This window comes from Enterobacter sp. 301B, assembly GCF_003850715.1.
Taxonomy (GTDB): Bacteria; Pseudomonadota; Gammaproteobacteria; order Enterobacterales; family Enterobacteriaceae; genus Enterobacter; species Enterobacter intestinihominis.
Map to the genome: position 1 here is coordinate 80,999 of NZ_PQTC01000012.1, position 14,257 is coordinate 95,255.

Annotated in this window: 8 protein-coding genes; 6 read left to right on the plus strand and 2 right to left on the minus strand. The window is 57.1% G+C overall.

The window, feature by feature from the left end; genetic code table 11:
* Positions 1-2,448, plus strand: a complete 2,448-nt coding sequence (glgP, locus tag C3451_RS14595; RefSeq protein ID WP_045622177.1) for a glycogen phosphorylase — start codon at positions 1-3, stop codon at positions 2,446-2,448.
* 90 nt (positions 2,449-2,538) lie between these two features.
* On the opposite strand, the gene glpD is transcribed toward glgP, so the two are convergent.
* Positions 2,539-4,047 carry a glycerol-3-phosphate dehydrogenase gene (gene glpD / locus C3451_RS14600; RefSeq protein WP_022649644.1) on the minus strand — a complete coding sequence of 503 codons (1,509 nt, stop codon included), beginning with the start codon at positions 4,045-4,047 and terminating at the stop codon, positions 2,539-2,541.
* A gap of 285 nt (positions 4,048-4,332) precedes the next feature.
* Here glpD and glpE point away from each other — a divergent pair, with 285 nt between their 5' ends.
* Genes glpE through C3451_RS14615 form a run of 3 tightly spaced genes read left to right on the plus strand, consistent with a single transcriptional unit; the run spans position 4,333 to position 6,318 of the window.
* Positions 4,333-4,665 carry a thiosulfate sulfurtransferase GlpE gene (gene glpE, locus C3451_RS14605; RefSeq protein WP_022649643.1) on the plus strand — a complete coding sequence of 111 codons (333 nt, stop codon included), beginning with the start codon at positions 4,333-4,335 and terminating at the stop codon, positions 4,663-4,665.
* Positions 4,666-4,712: 47 nt separating this feature from the next.
* The gene (glpG, locus tag C3451_RS14610; RefSeq protein ID WP_022649642.1) at positions 4,713-5,543 is read left to right on the plus strand and encodes a rhomboid family intramembrane serine protease GlpG; all 831 of its coding nucleotides are present in this window, start codon (positions 4,713-4,715) and stop codon (positions 5,541-5,543) included.
* Positions 5,544-5,559: 16 nt separating this feature from the next.
* Positions 5,560-6,318 (plus strand): DeoR/GlpR family transcriptional regulator, encoded by a 759-nt coding sequence (locus tag C3451_RS14615; RefSeq protein ID WP_022649641.1) that lies wholly within the window; start codon positions 5,560-5,562, stop codon positions 6,316-6,318.
* 97 nt (positions 6,319-6,415) lie between these two features.
* On the opposite strand, the gene malT is transcribed toward C3451_RS14615, so the two are convergent.
* Complete coding sequence (malT, locus tag C3451_RS14620; RefSeq protein WP_022649640.1) at positions 6,416-9,121, minus strand: HTH-type transcriptional regulator MalT; 2,706 nt, start codon at positions 9,119-9,121, stop codon at positions 6,416-6,418.
* A 574-nt stretch (positions 9,122-9,695) separates the two neighbouring features.
* Between malT and malP the strand changes: the two genes are divergently transcribed.
* Both malP and malQ read left to right on the plus strand, forming a co-directional pair.
* The gene (gene malP, locus C3451_RS14625; RefSeq protein ID WP_045622175.1) at positions 9,696-12,089 is read left to right on the plus strand and encodes a maltodextrin phosphorylase; all 2,394 of its coding nucleotides are present in this window, start codon (positions 9,696-9,698) and stop codon (positions 12,087-12,089) included.
* Between the two features lie 9 nt (positions 12,090-12,098).
* The gene (gene malQ, locus C3451_RS14630) at positions 12,099-14,177 is read left to right on the plus strand and encodes a 4-alpha-glucanotransferase (protein WP_045622173.1); all 2,079 of its coding nucleotides are present in this window, start codon (positions 12,099-12,101) and stop codon (positions 14,175-14,177) included.
* Positions 14,178-14,257: the final 80 nt, after the last annotated feature.

The following is a 14,257-nucleotide window of genomic DNA, read 5'->3' on the forward strand; positions in this document are numbered from 1 at the left end:
ATGAATGCTCCATTTAGCTACTCTTCCCCCACGCTCAGCGTTGAGGCGTTGAAACACTCCATCGCCTATAAGCTGATGTTTACCATTGGGAAAGATCCCGTTATTGCCAACAAACATGAGTGGCTGAACGCCACGCTGTTTGCGGTGCGTGACCGTATGGTCGAACGCTGGCTGCGCTCCAACCGCGCCCAGCTCTCGCAGGAGACGCGACAGGTGTATTACCTGTCGATGGAGTTTTTGATTGGTCGCACCCTCTCCAATGCGCTGTTATCGCTCGGGATTTATGACGACGTCAAAAACGCACTGGAAGAGATGGGGCTGGACTTAGAAGAGCTGATTGACGAAGAGAACGACCCGGGGCTGGGTAACGGTGGTCTCGGGCGTCTTGCCGCCTGCTTCCTCGATTCACTGGCGACGCTGGCGCTGCCGGGACGCGGGTACGGTATTCGCTACGACTACGGCATGTTCAAGCAGAACATCGTTGATGGGCGTCAGAAAGAGTCGCCGGACTACTGGCTGGAGTACGGTAACCCGTGGGAGTTCAAGCGCCACAACACGCGCTACAAGGTGCGTTTTGGCGGGCGTATTCAGCAGGAAGGGAAAAAATCCCGCTGGGTGGAAACCGAAGAGATCCTCGCCGTGGCCTATGACCAGATTATCCCCGGCTACGACACCGATGCGACCAACACGCTGCGTCTGTGGAACGCGCAGGCCAGTAGCGAGATCAACCTCGGTAAATTCAATCAGGGCGACTACTTCGCGGCGGTGGAAGATAAAAACCACTCTGAGAACGTGTCCCGCGTCCTTTATCCGGATGACTCGACCTACTCGGGCCGCGAGCTGCGTCTGCGTCAGGAGTATTTCCTCGTCTCGGCAACGATTCAGGATATCCTTAGCCGTCACTATCAGCTGCACAAAACCTATGCGAATCTGGCGGAGAAAACGGCGATTCACCTCAACGATACCCATCCGGTGCTGTCGATCCCTGAGCTGATGCGCCTGCTGATTGACGAGCATAAGTTCAGCTGGGATGACGCGTTTGAAGTGACCTGCCAGGTGTTCTCGTACACCAACCATACGCTGATGAGTGAAGCGCTGGAGACGTGGCCGGTGGATATGCTCGGCAAAATTCTGCCGCGCCACCTGCAAATCATCTTCGAGATCAACGACTACTTCCTCAAGACCTTGCAGGAGCAGTACCCGAACGATACCGGCCTGCTGAGCCGCGCCTCGATCATTGATGAATCCAATGGTCGCCGCGTACGCATGGCCTGGCTGGCGGTGGTGATCAGCCATAAGGTTAACGGGGTTTCAGAGCTGCATTCGAACCTGATGGTGCAATCCCTGTTTGCGGACTTTGCGAAGATCTTCCCGACGCGTTTCTGCAACGTGACCAACGGCGTCACCCCGCGCCGCTGGCTGGCGCTGGCGAACCAGCCGCTGTCTGACGTGCTGGACGAAAATATCGGCCGCACCTGGCGCACCGATTTGAGCCAGCTGAGCGAGCTTGAACAACACATTGATTTTCCGACGGTGAACAAAGCCGTGCGGGAAGCCAAGCTGCTGAACAAGAAACGGCTGTCAGTCTGGCTGGCGATGCATCTCAACGTGGTGGCGAACCCGAAAGCGCTGTTCGACGTGCAGATCAAACGTATCCACGAGTACAAGCGTCAGCTGATGAACGTCCTGCACGTCATCACTCACTACAACCGCATTAAGGCTGACCCGACGGCGGAGTGGGTGCCGCGCGTGAAAATCTTTGCCGGTAAGGCGGCCTCCGCGTACTACATGGCGAAGCACATCATTCATCTTATCAACGATGTGGCGAAGGTAGTGAACCAGGATCCGGACATTGGCGACAAGCTGAAAGTGGTGTTTATCCCGAACTACAGCGTAAGCCTGGCGCAGCTGATTATTCCGGCGGCGGATCTCTCTGAGCAGATTTCCACGGCGGGGACGGAAGCATCCGGCACCAGCAACATGAAGTTTGCCCTGAACGGCGCGCTGACCATCGGCACGCTGGACGGCGCAAATGTCGAAATGCTGGAGCATGTGGGCGCGGAGAATATCTTTATCTTCGGGAATACGGCGGAAGAGGTAGAGGCGCTTCGCAAGCAGGGCTACTCGCCGCGTGAGTATTATGAAGAGGATGAAGAGTTACGCCAGGTGCTGACGCAAATCGCCACCGGGGTGTTTAACCCTGAGGAGCCTGGGCGCTATCGTGACCTGGTGGACTCGCTGATTAACTTTGGCGATCACTATCAGGTGCTGGCGGATTACCGCAGCTACGTGGATTGTCAGAATAAGGTGGACGAACTGTACCGTCAGCAGGAGAAGTGGACCAGCGCCGCGATGCATAACATCGCCAACATGGGATACTTCTCGTCAGACAGGACCATCAAAGAGTATGCCGAGAATATCTGGCATATTGATCCGGTGAGGTTGTAAAACAAAGCCGGGTGGCGGCTCCGCCTTACCCGGCCTACTCGATCCTGTAGGCCCGGTAAGCGCAGCGCCACCGGGCATTTTTTGTCACCCTCAGGACGCCAGTGACAATTCACGCTTTCCCGCATGCTGTTGCAACCATTGCGCCACGCGAGACTGCTGCTCGGCATTCAGCCACATCCCTTCTTTAGTACGACGCCAGATGGCATCGTCCAGACGGCGCACCCATTCGTGTTCCACCAGGTAGCGCAGTTCCGCTTCGTACAGCTCATGGCCAAAATGCTCGCCCAGATCGGCAATCTCTTTTGCGTCGCCGAGGAACAGTTCGGTATTGCTGCCGTAGGTGCGGGCGTAGTGGCGCGCCATTCCTTCGGTAATGAACGGGAAGCGGCGACGCAGCTTCGCGGCGTAATCGTCGCGGTTATTGCCGATATCGCCGCCAGGCAGCACGGCGCCTTTCGTCCACGCCGGGCCGATGCCTTTGTAATACGGCGCCAGTTTCTCCAGCGCGTGCTCCGCCAGTTTACGGTAGGTGGTGAGCTTACCGCCAAACACCGACAGCAGCGGCGCCTGACCGTCCACGTCATGAATATCAAGCGTATAGTCACGGGTGATGGCCTGCGGTGAGTCAGACTCGTCATCACACAGCGGACGCACGCCGGAGTAGGTCCAGACCACGTCATCGCGCGCCAGCTGTTTCTTAAAGTGTGCGTTGTACACTTTCAGCAGGTAGCTGACTTCGCTCTCTTCAATCTCAACGTTTTTCGGATCGCCCTTGTACTCCACGTCAGTGGTGCCGATGATGGAGAACTCGTCCATCCACGGGATCACAAACACGATGCGCTTGTCTTCGTTTTGCAGGATATAAGCCTGCTTCTGGGTATGCACGCGCGGCACCACAATGTGGCTGCCCTTGATCAGGCGGATGCCGTACGGAGAAGGCAGGTGCATACCGTCATCGAAGAACTGTTTCACCCACGGGCCGGTGGCATTCACCAGGCCGCGCGCTTTCCAGCTAAACTTCTCGCCGGTATCCACGTCTTCCGCTTCCACGATCCACAGGCCGTTTTCGCGGCGCGCGGCGATCGCGCGGGTACGGGTTTTCACCTCGCCGCCTTTCTTCTCGACCATCTGCGCGTTAGCAAGTACCAGACGCGCATCGTCCACCCAGCAGTCAGAATATTCGAAACCGCGCACGATTTCAGGCTTAAGGACCGATTCTGAGCCAAAACGCAAACCGGTCGAACCCGGCAGGCTGGTGCGTTTACCCAGATGATCGTACATGAACAGGCCGATGCGGATCATCCACGCCGGACGCAGGTGCGGGCGGTGGGGCAGGCGGAAGCGCATCGGGATCGCCAGATGCGGAGCCATTTTCAGCAGCACTTCGCGTTCGGCCAGCGCTTCGCTGACCAGGCGGAATTCGTAGTGTTCCAGGTAGCGCAGGCCTCCGTGGATCAGCTTGGAGCTGGCGGACGACGTCGCGCAGGCGAGATCGTTAGCTTCCAGCATCAGCACGGATAAACCGCGTCCTGCGGCATCAACCGCAATACCGGCACCGTTGATGCCCCCGCCTATCACAATCAGATCTTTGGTTTCCATAACCCCCTCATGCACTTTCGTTAAAGCTCAAAAATGTTCGATATCGCTCATAATAGCAAAGGAACGCGCTTTTGGTAACATCAAAAAAACAATTTAGAGTGATATGGATAACATAATGGCGTTTACCCGCCGCCAGGACGTACACTACGGGGTAAAATGGTGCGGTCTGATGCCCTCACCCCAGCCCTCTCCCACGGGGAGAGGGTGATCCGTTTCCCTCTCCCTCCGGGAGAGGGTAGGGTGAGGGGAAAACCGCACCACACCTGAATATAAGATGAGAACACCATGGATCAGTTTGAATGTATTAACGTAGAAGAAGCCCATCAGAAGATGCACCAGAAAACCGCGGTGCTGGTGGATATCCGCGATCCGCAGAGCTTTGCGATGGGCCACACGCCGGGCGCGTTCCATCTCACCAACGACACGCTGGGCGCGTTTATGCGCGATAACGACTTCGACACGCCGGTGATGGTGATGTGCTATCACGGCAACAGCAGTAAAGGCGCGGCGCAGTATCTGCTCCAGCAGGGTTACGACGCGGTATACAGCGTCGACGGCGGCTTTGATGCATGGCATCGTCATTTCCCGGCAGAAGTTGAATACGCGTTTGAGCGCTGATCCCGCTATACTGTCCCCTTTTGTGTGGAAATAAGCGACCGCTGCCCATGTTGATGATCACCTCTTTTAGCAACCCGCGCGTCGCCCAGGCGTTTGTCGACTATATGGCGACGCAGGGCATTATCCTGACTATTCAGCAGCATACACAGACGGATGTCTGGCTGGCAGACGAAAGCCAGGCTGGGCGCGTGAACGCCGAGCTGGCGCGTTTCCTGGAAAACCCGGGCGACCCGCGTTATCTGGCAGCAAGCTGGCAATCCGGCCAGACCGACAGTGGCCTGCACTATCAACGTTTTCCGTTTCTCGCCACCCTCCGCGAGCGCGCAGGACCGTTTACGCTGCTTTTGATGGCAGCCTGCATCATCGTCTTCATTATTATGAGCGTGGTGGGCGACCAGAGCGTGATGATTGCCCTCGCATGGCCGTACGATCCCTCCCTGCAATTTGACGTCTGGCGCTACTTCACGCATGCGCTGATGCACTTCTCGGTAATGCATATCCTCTTTAACCTGCTGTGGTGGTGGTATCTCGGCGGGGCGGTGGAGAAGCGGCTCGGCAGTGGCAAGCTGATTGTGATCACCCTTATCAGCGCCCTGTTAAGCGGCTATGTGCAGCATAAATTCAGCGGTCCGTGGTTTGGCGGGTTATCCGGCGTGGTGTACGCCCTGATGGGTTACGCCTGGCTCAGAGGCGAGCGCGACCCGGAAAGCGGCATCTATTTACAACGTGGATTAATAACCTTTGCGTTAATATGGCTTATTGCCGGATGGTTTGATCTGTTTGGTATGTCTATCGCCAATGGTGCGCACGTTACCGGCCTGGCGGTCGGGCTGGCGATGGCGCTGGCCGATACGCTCCATGCGCGAAAACGAACATAATTCCCAGGGATATTTCATGAAACAAACACAACGTCATGACGCCATTATCGAACTGGTAAAAAAACAGGGATACGTCAGTACTGAAGAGCTGGTGGAGCAGTTTGCCGTCAGCCCGCAAACCATCCGTCGTGACCTCAACGACCTGGCCGATCAGAACCGTATTCTGCGCCATCACGGCGGCGCGGCGCTGCCGTCCAGCTCGGTGAACACCTCATGGCATGATCGTAAGGCGACGCAAACGGCAGAGAAAGAGCGTATCGCCCGTAAAGTGGCGAGCCAGATCCCGAACGGCGCGACGCTGTTTATTGATATCGGCACCACGCCGGAAGCGGTCGCCCATGCGCTGCTGAATCACGAGAACCTCCGCGTGGTGACCAACAACCTGAACGTGGCCAACACGTTGATGCAGAAAGACGATTTCCGCATCATCCTCGCGGGCGGCGAACTGCGCAGCCGCGACGGGGGCATTATCGGCGAAGCGACGCTCGATTTTATCTCTCAGTTCCGCCTCGATTTCGGCATTCTGGGGATCAGCGGCATCGACACCGACGGCTCGCTGCTGGAGTTTGATTACCACGAGGTGCGCACCAAGCGCGCGATTATTGAGAACTCGCGCCACGTGATGCTGGTGGTGGATCACTCGAAATTTGGCCGCAATGCGATGGTCAACATGGGCAGCATTAGCATGGTGAATGCGGTCTACACCGACGAGATGCCGCCGGCGGGCGTGTTGCAGGTGATTAAGGATAACAATTTGCAGCTGGAGTTGTGCTAGCGGTGGTGTCGGGTGGCGCTGCGCTTACCCGACCTACAAATTGTTCTCCCTCTCCCTGTGGGAGAGGGCCGGGGTGAGGGCATCAGGCCGCACAAAACTAAACTCCGTACCCCATCATCTTCAACAACTGCTGCGCATGCTGCACCGCGTCCTGACGGTGCGCCACGCCCAGCTTCTGATACAGATTGCGAATGTGCGTTTTGATGGTGGTTGCCGCCACCGCCAGCTCACCGGCTATCTGCTCGTTGCTGTAGCCTGAATAGATCAGCCCCAGCACCTGCCATTCACGCTGTGTGAGCGGGCTGGTGCGGATAAGCTCCGGTACTTCCGGATGGTTCAGCAGACGTTCAACAAAGTTCTCATCGAAGTGCGCAAACTTGTGGCGATGGTGCTGGTTGATCTCGCGCAGAATGCGCTGGGCGCGATGCTGATCGAGTTCCGGCAGCGTGTTGAGCTGAATCAGCTGGCGCAACTGCTGGGCCATCACTTCACCCTCAATCACAAAGTGGCTGATAAACCCGGTGCGGTTCGCCAGCTGCAACGCTTCCAGCAGCACGCGCTGGGCATCGTTTTTACGTCCCGCCTGCCAGTAAAGCTGGTTTAACAGCAGCAGGTTGCGGTTTAAATCGCTCATCAGGCGCAGGCTACGGGCGTTTTCGTTTAACTCTTCCAGCACGATTTCGGCAGGCTCGAAGTCACCCAGCAGGATCTGCACGCGGGCAATATTGCGCCACTGGCTTTGCAGGAAGTGGTTATTGGCAAATTCTGGTTTAGGCGTGTGACGCAGCCAGTTGGCGGCGGACTTTTTATCGCCGGTCATCTGCCAGTAAATCACCCGGACCTTATCGGCGTTGGAGACCCAGTCGCTATGGTACTGTCCGTTGCCAAGCAGGTTTTCCAGGCGGTTAAGGTGGTTGCGGGCATTATCCAGGTCGCCGCGCGCCAGCGAGCACTGCACCAGCAGGGCCAGGCACTGGAGTTGCTGCTGCGGCTGGAAGCTCGAAAGCACATTCAGGCCCTGGCGGGCGCAGCTTTCTGCTTCATCCAGACGCGACCATGCCCAGAGCAGCTGAGCGCGAATACGCAACAGGAACTCGTGCATCGGCAACTGTTCCAGATGCTGTTCACGGATCAGCTGGAACGCTTTCTCCTGGTTTTCCCAGGCGGCCTGCAGGAACCCCTGAGCAAATAAAATCTCGCTTTGCTGGATCAGGCTCCAGAGGGCGTAATGCCAGACATCGTGGCGGCGGGCCATCTGTTCGGTTTGCTGCATGAGCGAAAGCGAACGCGTGAGGTCGCCCTTACAGTGCAGCACTTCGCCGTGTACCGAGGTGGCCACAATACGGCTGTAGAAATTCGCCAGCGGCAGCTCATCCAGCGCGACCATCGCCAGCCGTTCGGCTTCTTCCGGGTCGCCGTCGTTAATCGCCACCTGCGCACGCAGGGCGTTAAATTCGCCGTGCAGGGTGGCATCCATCTCGCTTTCCATCTCCTGCTCGGCGCGCGCCAGCAGGGTGTTCACTTCGCTGTAGCGATGCTGGCTCTGCATCAGCCAGGCCTGGAGCAGCACCAGACGCGGATTCTCCAGCAGGCTTTCCCACGGCAGCGCTTTTAACGACTCTTCCAGCAGCGTAAGTTCGCTGTGGTTGAACAGTCCCCACGCGTGGTTGAGCAGAATATCGCGCAGCATACCGGCATCTCCGGCGGCCAGCGCATGGTGGATAGCCTCGCTCGGGAAACCTTGCGCCATCCAGCTTTCGGCGGCGGCGCGGTGAATTTCTGGCAGCTCTGCGGCCATCTCCCACTGGCAACGCTGGCGCAGGAAGCTGCCAAACAGTGGATGGTAGCTAAACCATTCGCCGGGATCGTCCATTCGCGTCAGGAACAAACCCTGACGTTCAATCTCTTCGAGCTGAAGCTGCCCGTTTTCAATACCGGTGACGCGCACAATCAGCGCATCGTTCATCGAACGTAGCAGGGAGCTTTTCAGCAAGAAATGGCGGGTAGTGAGGTCTACGCTGTTGAGTACCTCATCCACCAGATAATCCGACAGGTGGCTGGCGTTGATGCCCGCCAGGCGGCGCGCGGACTGGTGCGTTGGGCTATTGTTTTGCCGCGCGGAAAGGGCAATCAGCTGAAGCGCCGTGGCCCAGCCTGCAACGTCATCACACAGGCGGCTGCTTTCCGACGCCTCAATCGGAGAAGTCAGACGGCAGTCAAAGAACTGTTTCGCTTCCTGATGGGTAAAGGCCAGCTGCTGACTGCCAATTTCCAGTAGCTGATCGCGCACCCGCAGGTTGGCAATGCCCAGCTGCGGAAGGTTGCGCGACAGGACGACCAGCGTCAGGTTTTCCGGCTGATGGCGCAGGAAGAACCGCATGGACTCGTGAATAACCGGGTTGGTGATCAGATGATAATCATCAATCACCACATACAGCGGGCGATGCCATTCGGCCAGTTCGATAAACAGCTGGGAGAACAGAGAGGACAGGCTGGCGTACTGGCGCTTTTGCACCATCACCTCGCTGGTGACGCAGTGTCCGTTGGTTGCCTGCTGAATCGCGGCAATTAAATAGCTGGCAAAACGCTCCTGCTGGTTATCACCTTCATCCAGGGAGTACCAGCCAAGATCGCTTTTACCTGCCGCCCATTGCGAAATGAGCGTTGTTTTTCCATAACCCGCAGGACTCGTAACCAGCGCCAGTCGGAAATTATGCGCACCGGAAAGTTTAGCCAGCAGGCGCTCGCGGACCACAGTATGGTCAAGACGAACCGGGCGACTTAATTTGGACGGAATCAACATAGTTTTCACTTCACTGTGGGGAACGAGAGAATTTATTTTTTTTGCGCTTCGTAATTAATATCTATAAGTTCGGCCAATAGAGGAACTATTGCAAGTTATGTCTGGGTTTGGAGGCTCTGAATTTGCACTCTGTCACAAAACATTCTCATCATTGGTGGAACTTTTCATAAATGGCTGGATGCCGCGCTGTTACTGGCTTGTCTGCATGGCGCGCGGTTGCGCTGAAACTGGTTTCAGAAAGAGATAATGACGGTGAAGTTAATTAACTTTGGGGGAAAGTTGCTCTGGCTTAATAGTGTTGCTGGAAAGCCGCTGTACGTGAGAAATATTATTCTACGTAAGTAATCATTTCAGCGATGATTAATTTCCTCCGAAACTGCATTTCATTTCTTTGACGCTCTTCCGGGATCGCTTTTTCAGCGAAGCGCACACTTACACAGTGGCCTCGATCACACTTTTATGCTCATCCCCGCTACTCCTCCCTGCCTAATCCCCGACAGGAGGAGGAAGAGGCGCAATGAGCCAGGCACACTAGCGCCAAATGTGTTTTCTCTCTACAGGATGCCGATTCCCTATGTCACAGCCTACTTTCAACAAAGCTCAATTCCAGGCTGCCCTGACGCGTCAGTGGCAGCGTTTTGGCCTTCATGCTGCAAACGAGATGACGCCTCACCAGTGGTGGCAGGCGGTGAGCGGGGCGCTCGCAGAGCAGCTGGACGCTCAGCCCGCGACGAAGCCTGTGAAAGGCCAGCGTCACGTCAACTACATTTCGATGGAGTTCCTGATTGGCCGTCTGACGGGTAACAATCTGCTGAACCTTGGCTGGTATCAGGGCGTCGGCGATGTGCTGAAAGAACACGACATCAACCTGACCGATCTGCTGGAAGAAGAGATTGATCCGGCGCTGGGTAACGGCGGTCTGGGACGTCTGGCAGCCTGCTTCCTGGATTCCATGGCAACCGTGGGCCAGTCGGCCATTGGCTATGGTCTGAACTACCAGTACGGTCTGTTCCGCCAGTCGTTCGCTGACGGCCACCAGATGGAAGCGCCGGACGACTGGCATCGTAATACTTACCCGTGGTTCCGCCACAACGCACAGCTGGATGTGCAGGTCGGGATTGGCGGAAAAGTCACGAAGCAGGGGCTCTGGGAACCAGCGTTCACCATTACCGGTGAAGCCTGGGATCTGCCGGTGCTCGGCTACCGTAACGGCGTGGCGCAGCCGCTGCGTCTGTGGCAGGCGAAGCACGCGCATCCATTTAACCTGACTAAATTCAATGACGGTGATTTCCTGCGCGCCGAGCAGCAGGGTATCGACGCCGAGAAGCTGACCAAAGTGCTCTACCCGAACGACAACCATCTGGCGGGTAAAAAGCTGCGCCTGATGCAGCAATACTTCCAGTGCGCCTGCTCCGTGGCGGACATTCTGCGCCGCCACCACCTGGCGGGCCGCAAGCTGGCGCAGCTGCCGGACTTCGAAGTTATTCAGCTCAACGACACGCACCCAACCATTGCCATCCCGGAACTTCTGCGCGTGCTGATCGACGAGCATCAGCTGAGCTGGGACGACGCCTGGGCCATCACCAGCCGCACCTTCGCCTACACCAACCACACCCTGATGCCGGAAGCGCTGGAGTGCTGGGATGAGAAGCTGGTGAAAACGCTGCTGCCGCGCCATATGCAGATCATCAATAAAATTAACGACCAGTTTAACGTGCTGGTGGAGAAAACCTGGCCGGGCGACAAAGCCGTCTGGGCGAAGCTGGCCGTGGTACACAACAAACAGGTGCGCATGGCAAACATGTGCGTGGTAAGCGGCTTTGCGGTGAACGGCGTGGCCGCGCTGCACTCGGATCTGGTGGTGAAAGATCTCTTCCCGGAATACCACCAGCTGTGGCCGACCAAATTCCACAACGTGACCAACGGCATTACGCCGCGTCGCTGGATCAAACAGTGCAACCCGCTGCTGGCCGGTCTGCTGGACAAGACCCTGAAGAAAGAGTGGGCCAACGATCTGGACCAGCTCATCAACCTGGAAAAATACGCTGACGACGCGAAGTTCCGCGAGCAGTACCGCGCCATTAAGCTGGAGAACAAGGTACGTCTGGCCGAGTTCGTGAAAATGCGTACCGGAATTGAAATTAACCCAAATGCGATTTTCGATATCCAGATCAAACGCCTGCACGAGTACAAACGTCAGCACCTGAACCTGCTGCACATTCTGGCGCTGTACAAAGAGATCCGCGAGAACCCTCAGGCCGACCGCGTCCCGCGCGTGTTCCTGTTCGGTGCGAAAGCGGCGCCGGGCTACTACCTGGCGAAAAACATTATCCTTGCCATTAATAAAGTGGCGGCGGCGATCAATAACGATCCGAAAGTGGGCGACAAGCTGAAGGTGGTATTCCTGCCGGACTACTGCGTCTCTGCGGCTGAAATGCTGATCCCGGCGGCGGATATTTCCGAGCAGATCTCTACCGCCGGTAAAGAAGCGTCCGGCACCGGCAACATGAAGCTGGCCCTGAACGGCGCGCTGACCGTCGGCACGCTGGACGGTGCGAACGTTGAAATCGCCGAGAAGGTCGGTGAAGAGAACATCTTTATCTTCGGCCATACTGTTGAAGAAGTGAAAGCCATCAAAGCCAAAGGGTACGACCCGGTGAAATGGCGTAAAAAAGACAAAGTGCTGGATGCGGTGTTGAAAGAGCTGGAAAGCGGGAAGTACAGCGACGGCGACAAGCACGCGTTTGACCAGATGCTGCACAGCATGGACAAACAGGGCGGCGACCCGTACCTGGTGATGGCGGACTTCACCGCTTACGTTGAAGCGCAGAAGCAGGTCGACGTGCTGTACCGTGACCAGGATGCCTGGACTCGCGCATGTATCCTGAACACCGCGCGCTGCGGTATGTTCAGCTCTGACCGCTCAATCCGTGATTATCAGGCTCGTATCTGGCAGGCAAAACGCTAAGGAAGCGCGATGGAGAGTAAACGTCTGGACAGTGCCGCGCAGGCGGCGGGAATTAGCCTCAGTTACATCAATGCGCACGGCAAACCGCAGTCTATTGGTGCGGACACCAAAAGACGTTTGCTGGATGCCATGCACAAAACCGACGCGAAAGCGTCGGGAGCGCCGGTGCCGAACGTGAAGGTCTTTACCGCGGGCAAAAAGATGCCGCTGGCGGTGGAAGGACGCGGCGAGTTCAGCTGGCTGCTCACCACCGAAGAGGGGCATCAGCATAAAGGCCATGCCACCGGCGGCAAAACCCTCACCCTTCCGGCGAAGCTGCCGGAGGGCTATCACAGCCTGACGCTCACCCAGAATGACAGCCGCTTCCACTGTCGGGTGATCGTCGCGCCGAAGCGCTGCTATGAGCCGCAGGCGCTACTCGAAGGCAAAAAGCTGTGGGGCGCCTGTGTGCAGCTTTACACCTTGCGTTCAGACAGCAACTGGGGCATTGGCGATTTTGGCGACCTGAAAAAGATGCTGGCATCTGTTGGTGAGCGCGGCGGGGCATTTATCGGCCTCAACCCGATCCACGCCCTCTATCCGGCGAATCCGGAAAGCGCCAGCCCGTACAGCCCGTCTTCCCGCCGCTGGCTGAACGTGATCTACATCGACGTTAACGCGTTAGACGATTTCAAAAACAGCAAAGAGGCGCAGGCGTGGTGGAAGCTTGAGACCACCCAACAGATGCTGAAACAGGCCCGCGATGCGGACTGGGTCGATTATGCCTCCGTGACCGCGCTGAAAATGGCGGCGCTGCGTCTGGCCTGGAAGGGCTTTGCGAAGCGTGACGACGAGCAGATGGCAGCCTTCCGCCAGTTTGTGATGCAGGAAGGCGAGAGCCTTTACTGGCAGGCGGCGTTTGATGCGCTGCATGCGTATCAGGTCCAGGAGGATGAGATGCGCTGGGGCTGGCCGGTGTGGCCGGAAGCGTATCAGTCCGTGGATACCCCGGAAGTGAAGGCGTTCTGTGAGACGCATGCCGACGAGGTGGATTTCTATCTCTGGTTGCAGTGGCTGGCGTACAGCCAGTTTGCTGCCTGCTGGCAGGTGAGCCAGGGCTATAACATGCCGATCGGTCTGTATCGCGATCTGGCCGTCGGCGTGGCGGAAGGTGGGGCGGAGACCTGGTGTGACCGTGAACTTTACTGTCTGAAAGCCTCCGTCGGTGCGCCGCCGGATATTCTGGGCCCGCTTGGTCAGAACTGGGGCTTGCCGCCGATGGATCCACACGTGATGGCGGCGCGTGCCTACGAGCCATTTATCGATCTGCTGCGCGCTAACATGCAGAACTGCGGCGCGTTGCGTATCGACCATGTCATGTCTGTGCTGCGTCTGTGGTGGATCCCGTACGGTGAAACGGCCGATCACGGGGCGTACGTGCAGTATCCGGTGGACGATCTGCTCTCAATCCTCGCGCTGGAGAGTAAACGTCATCAGTGCATGGTGATTGGCGAAGATCTCGGTACCGTGCCGGTTGAGATTGTCAGCAAGCTCCGCGACAGCGGGGTTTACTCCTACAAAGTGCTCTATTTTGAAAACGACCATGAGAAAACCTTCCGCGCGCCGAAAGCGTACCCTGAACAGTCAATGGCAGTCGCGACGACGCATGATCTTCCTACGCTCAGAGGCTACTGGGAAAGCGGCGACCTGACGCTCGGCAAAACGCTGGGTCTCTACCCGGATGAAGAAGTTCTGCGTGGGTTGTATCAGGATCGCGAGCTGGCGAAACAGGGGCTGCTGGATGCGCTGCATAAGCATGGCTGTCTGCCGAAGCGCGCCGGGCATAAGGCGGCGCTGATGTCGATGACGCCAACGCTTAACCGTGGCTTACAGCGCTATATTGCCGACAGCAACAGCGCGTTGCTCGGTCTGCAACCGGAAGACTGGATTGATATGGCGGAGCCGGTAAACATACCCGGTACCAGCTATCAGTACAAAAACTGGCGTCGCAAGCTGTCCACTACGCTTGAAGCGATGTTCGCCGATGACGGGGTGAACAGGTTGATTAAGGATTTGGATAAACGGCGAAAAGCAGCCGCGAAGAAATAATAAAAAACCCGCCAGTGGCGGGTTTTTTATTATCAGGTCGTGCTCATGTAGGTCGGGTAAGGCGTAGCCGCCACCCGACT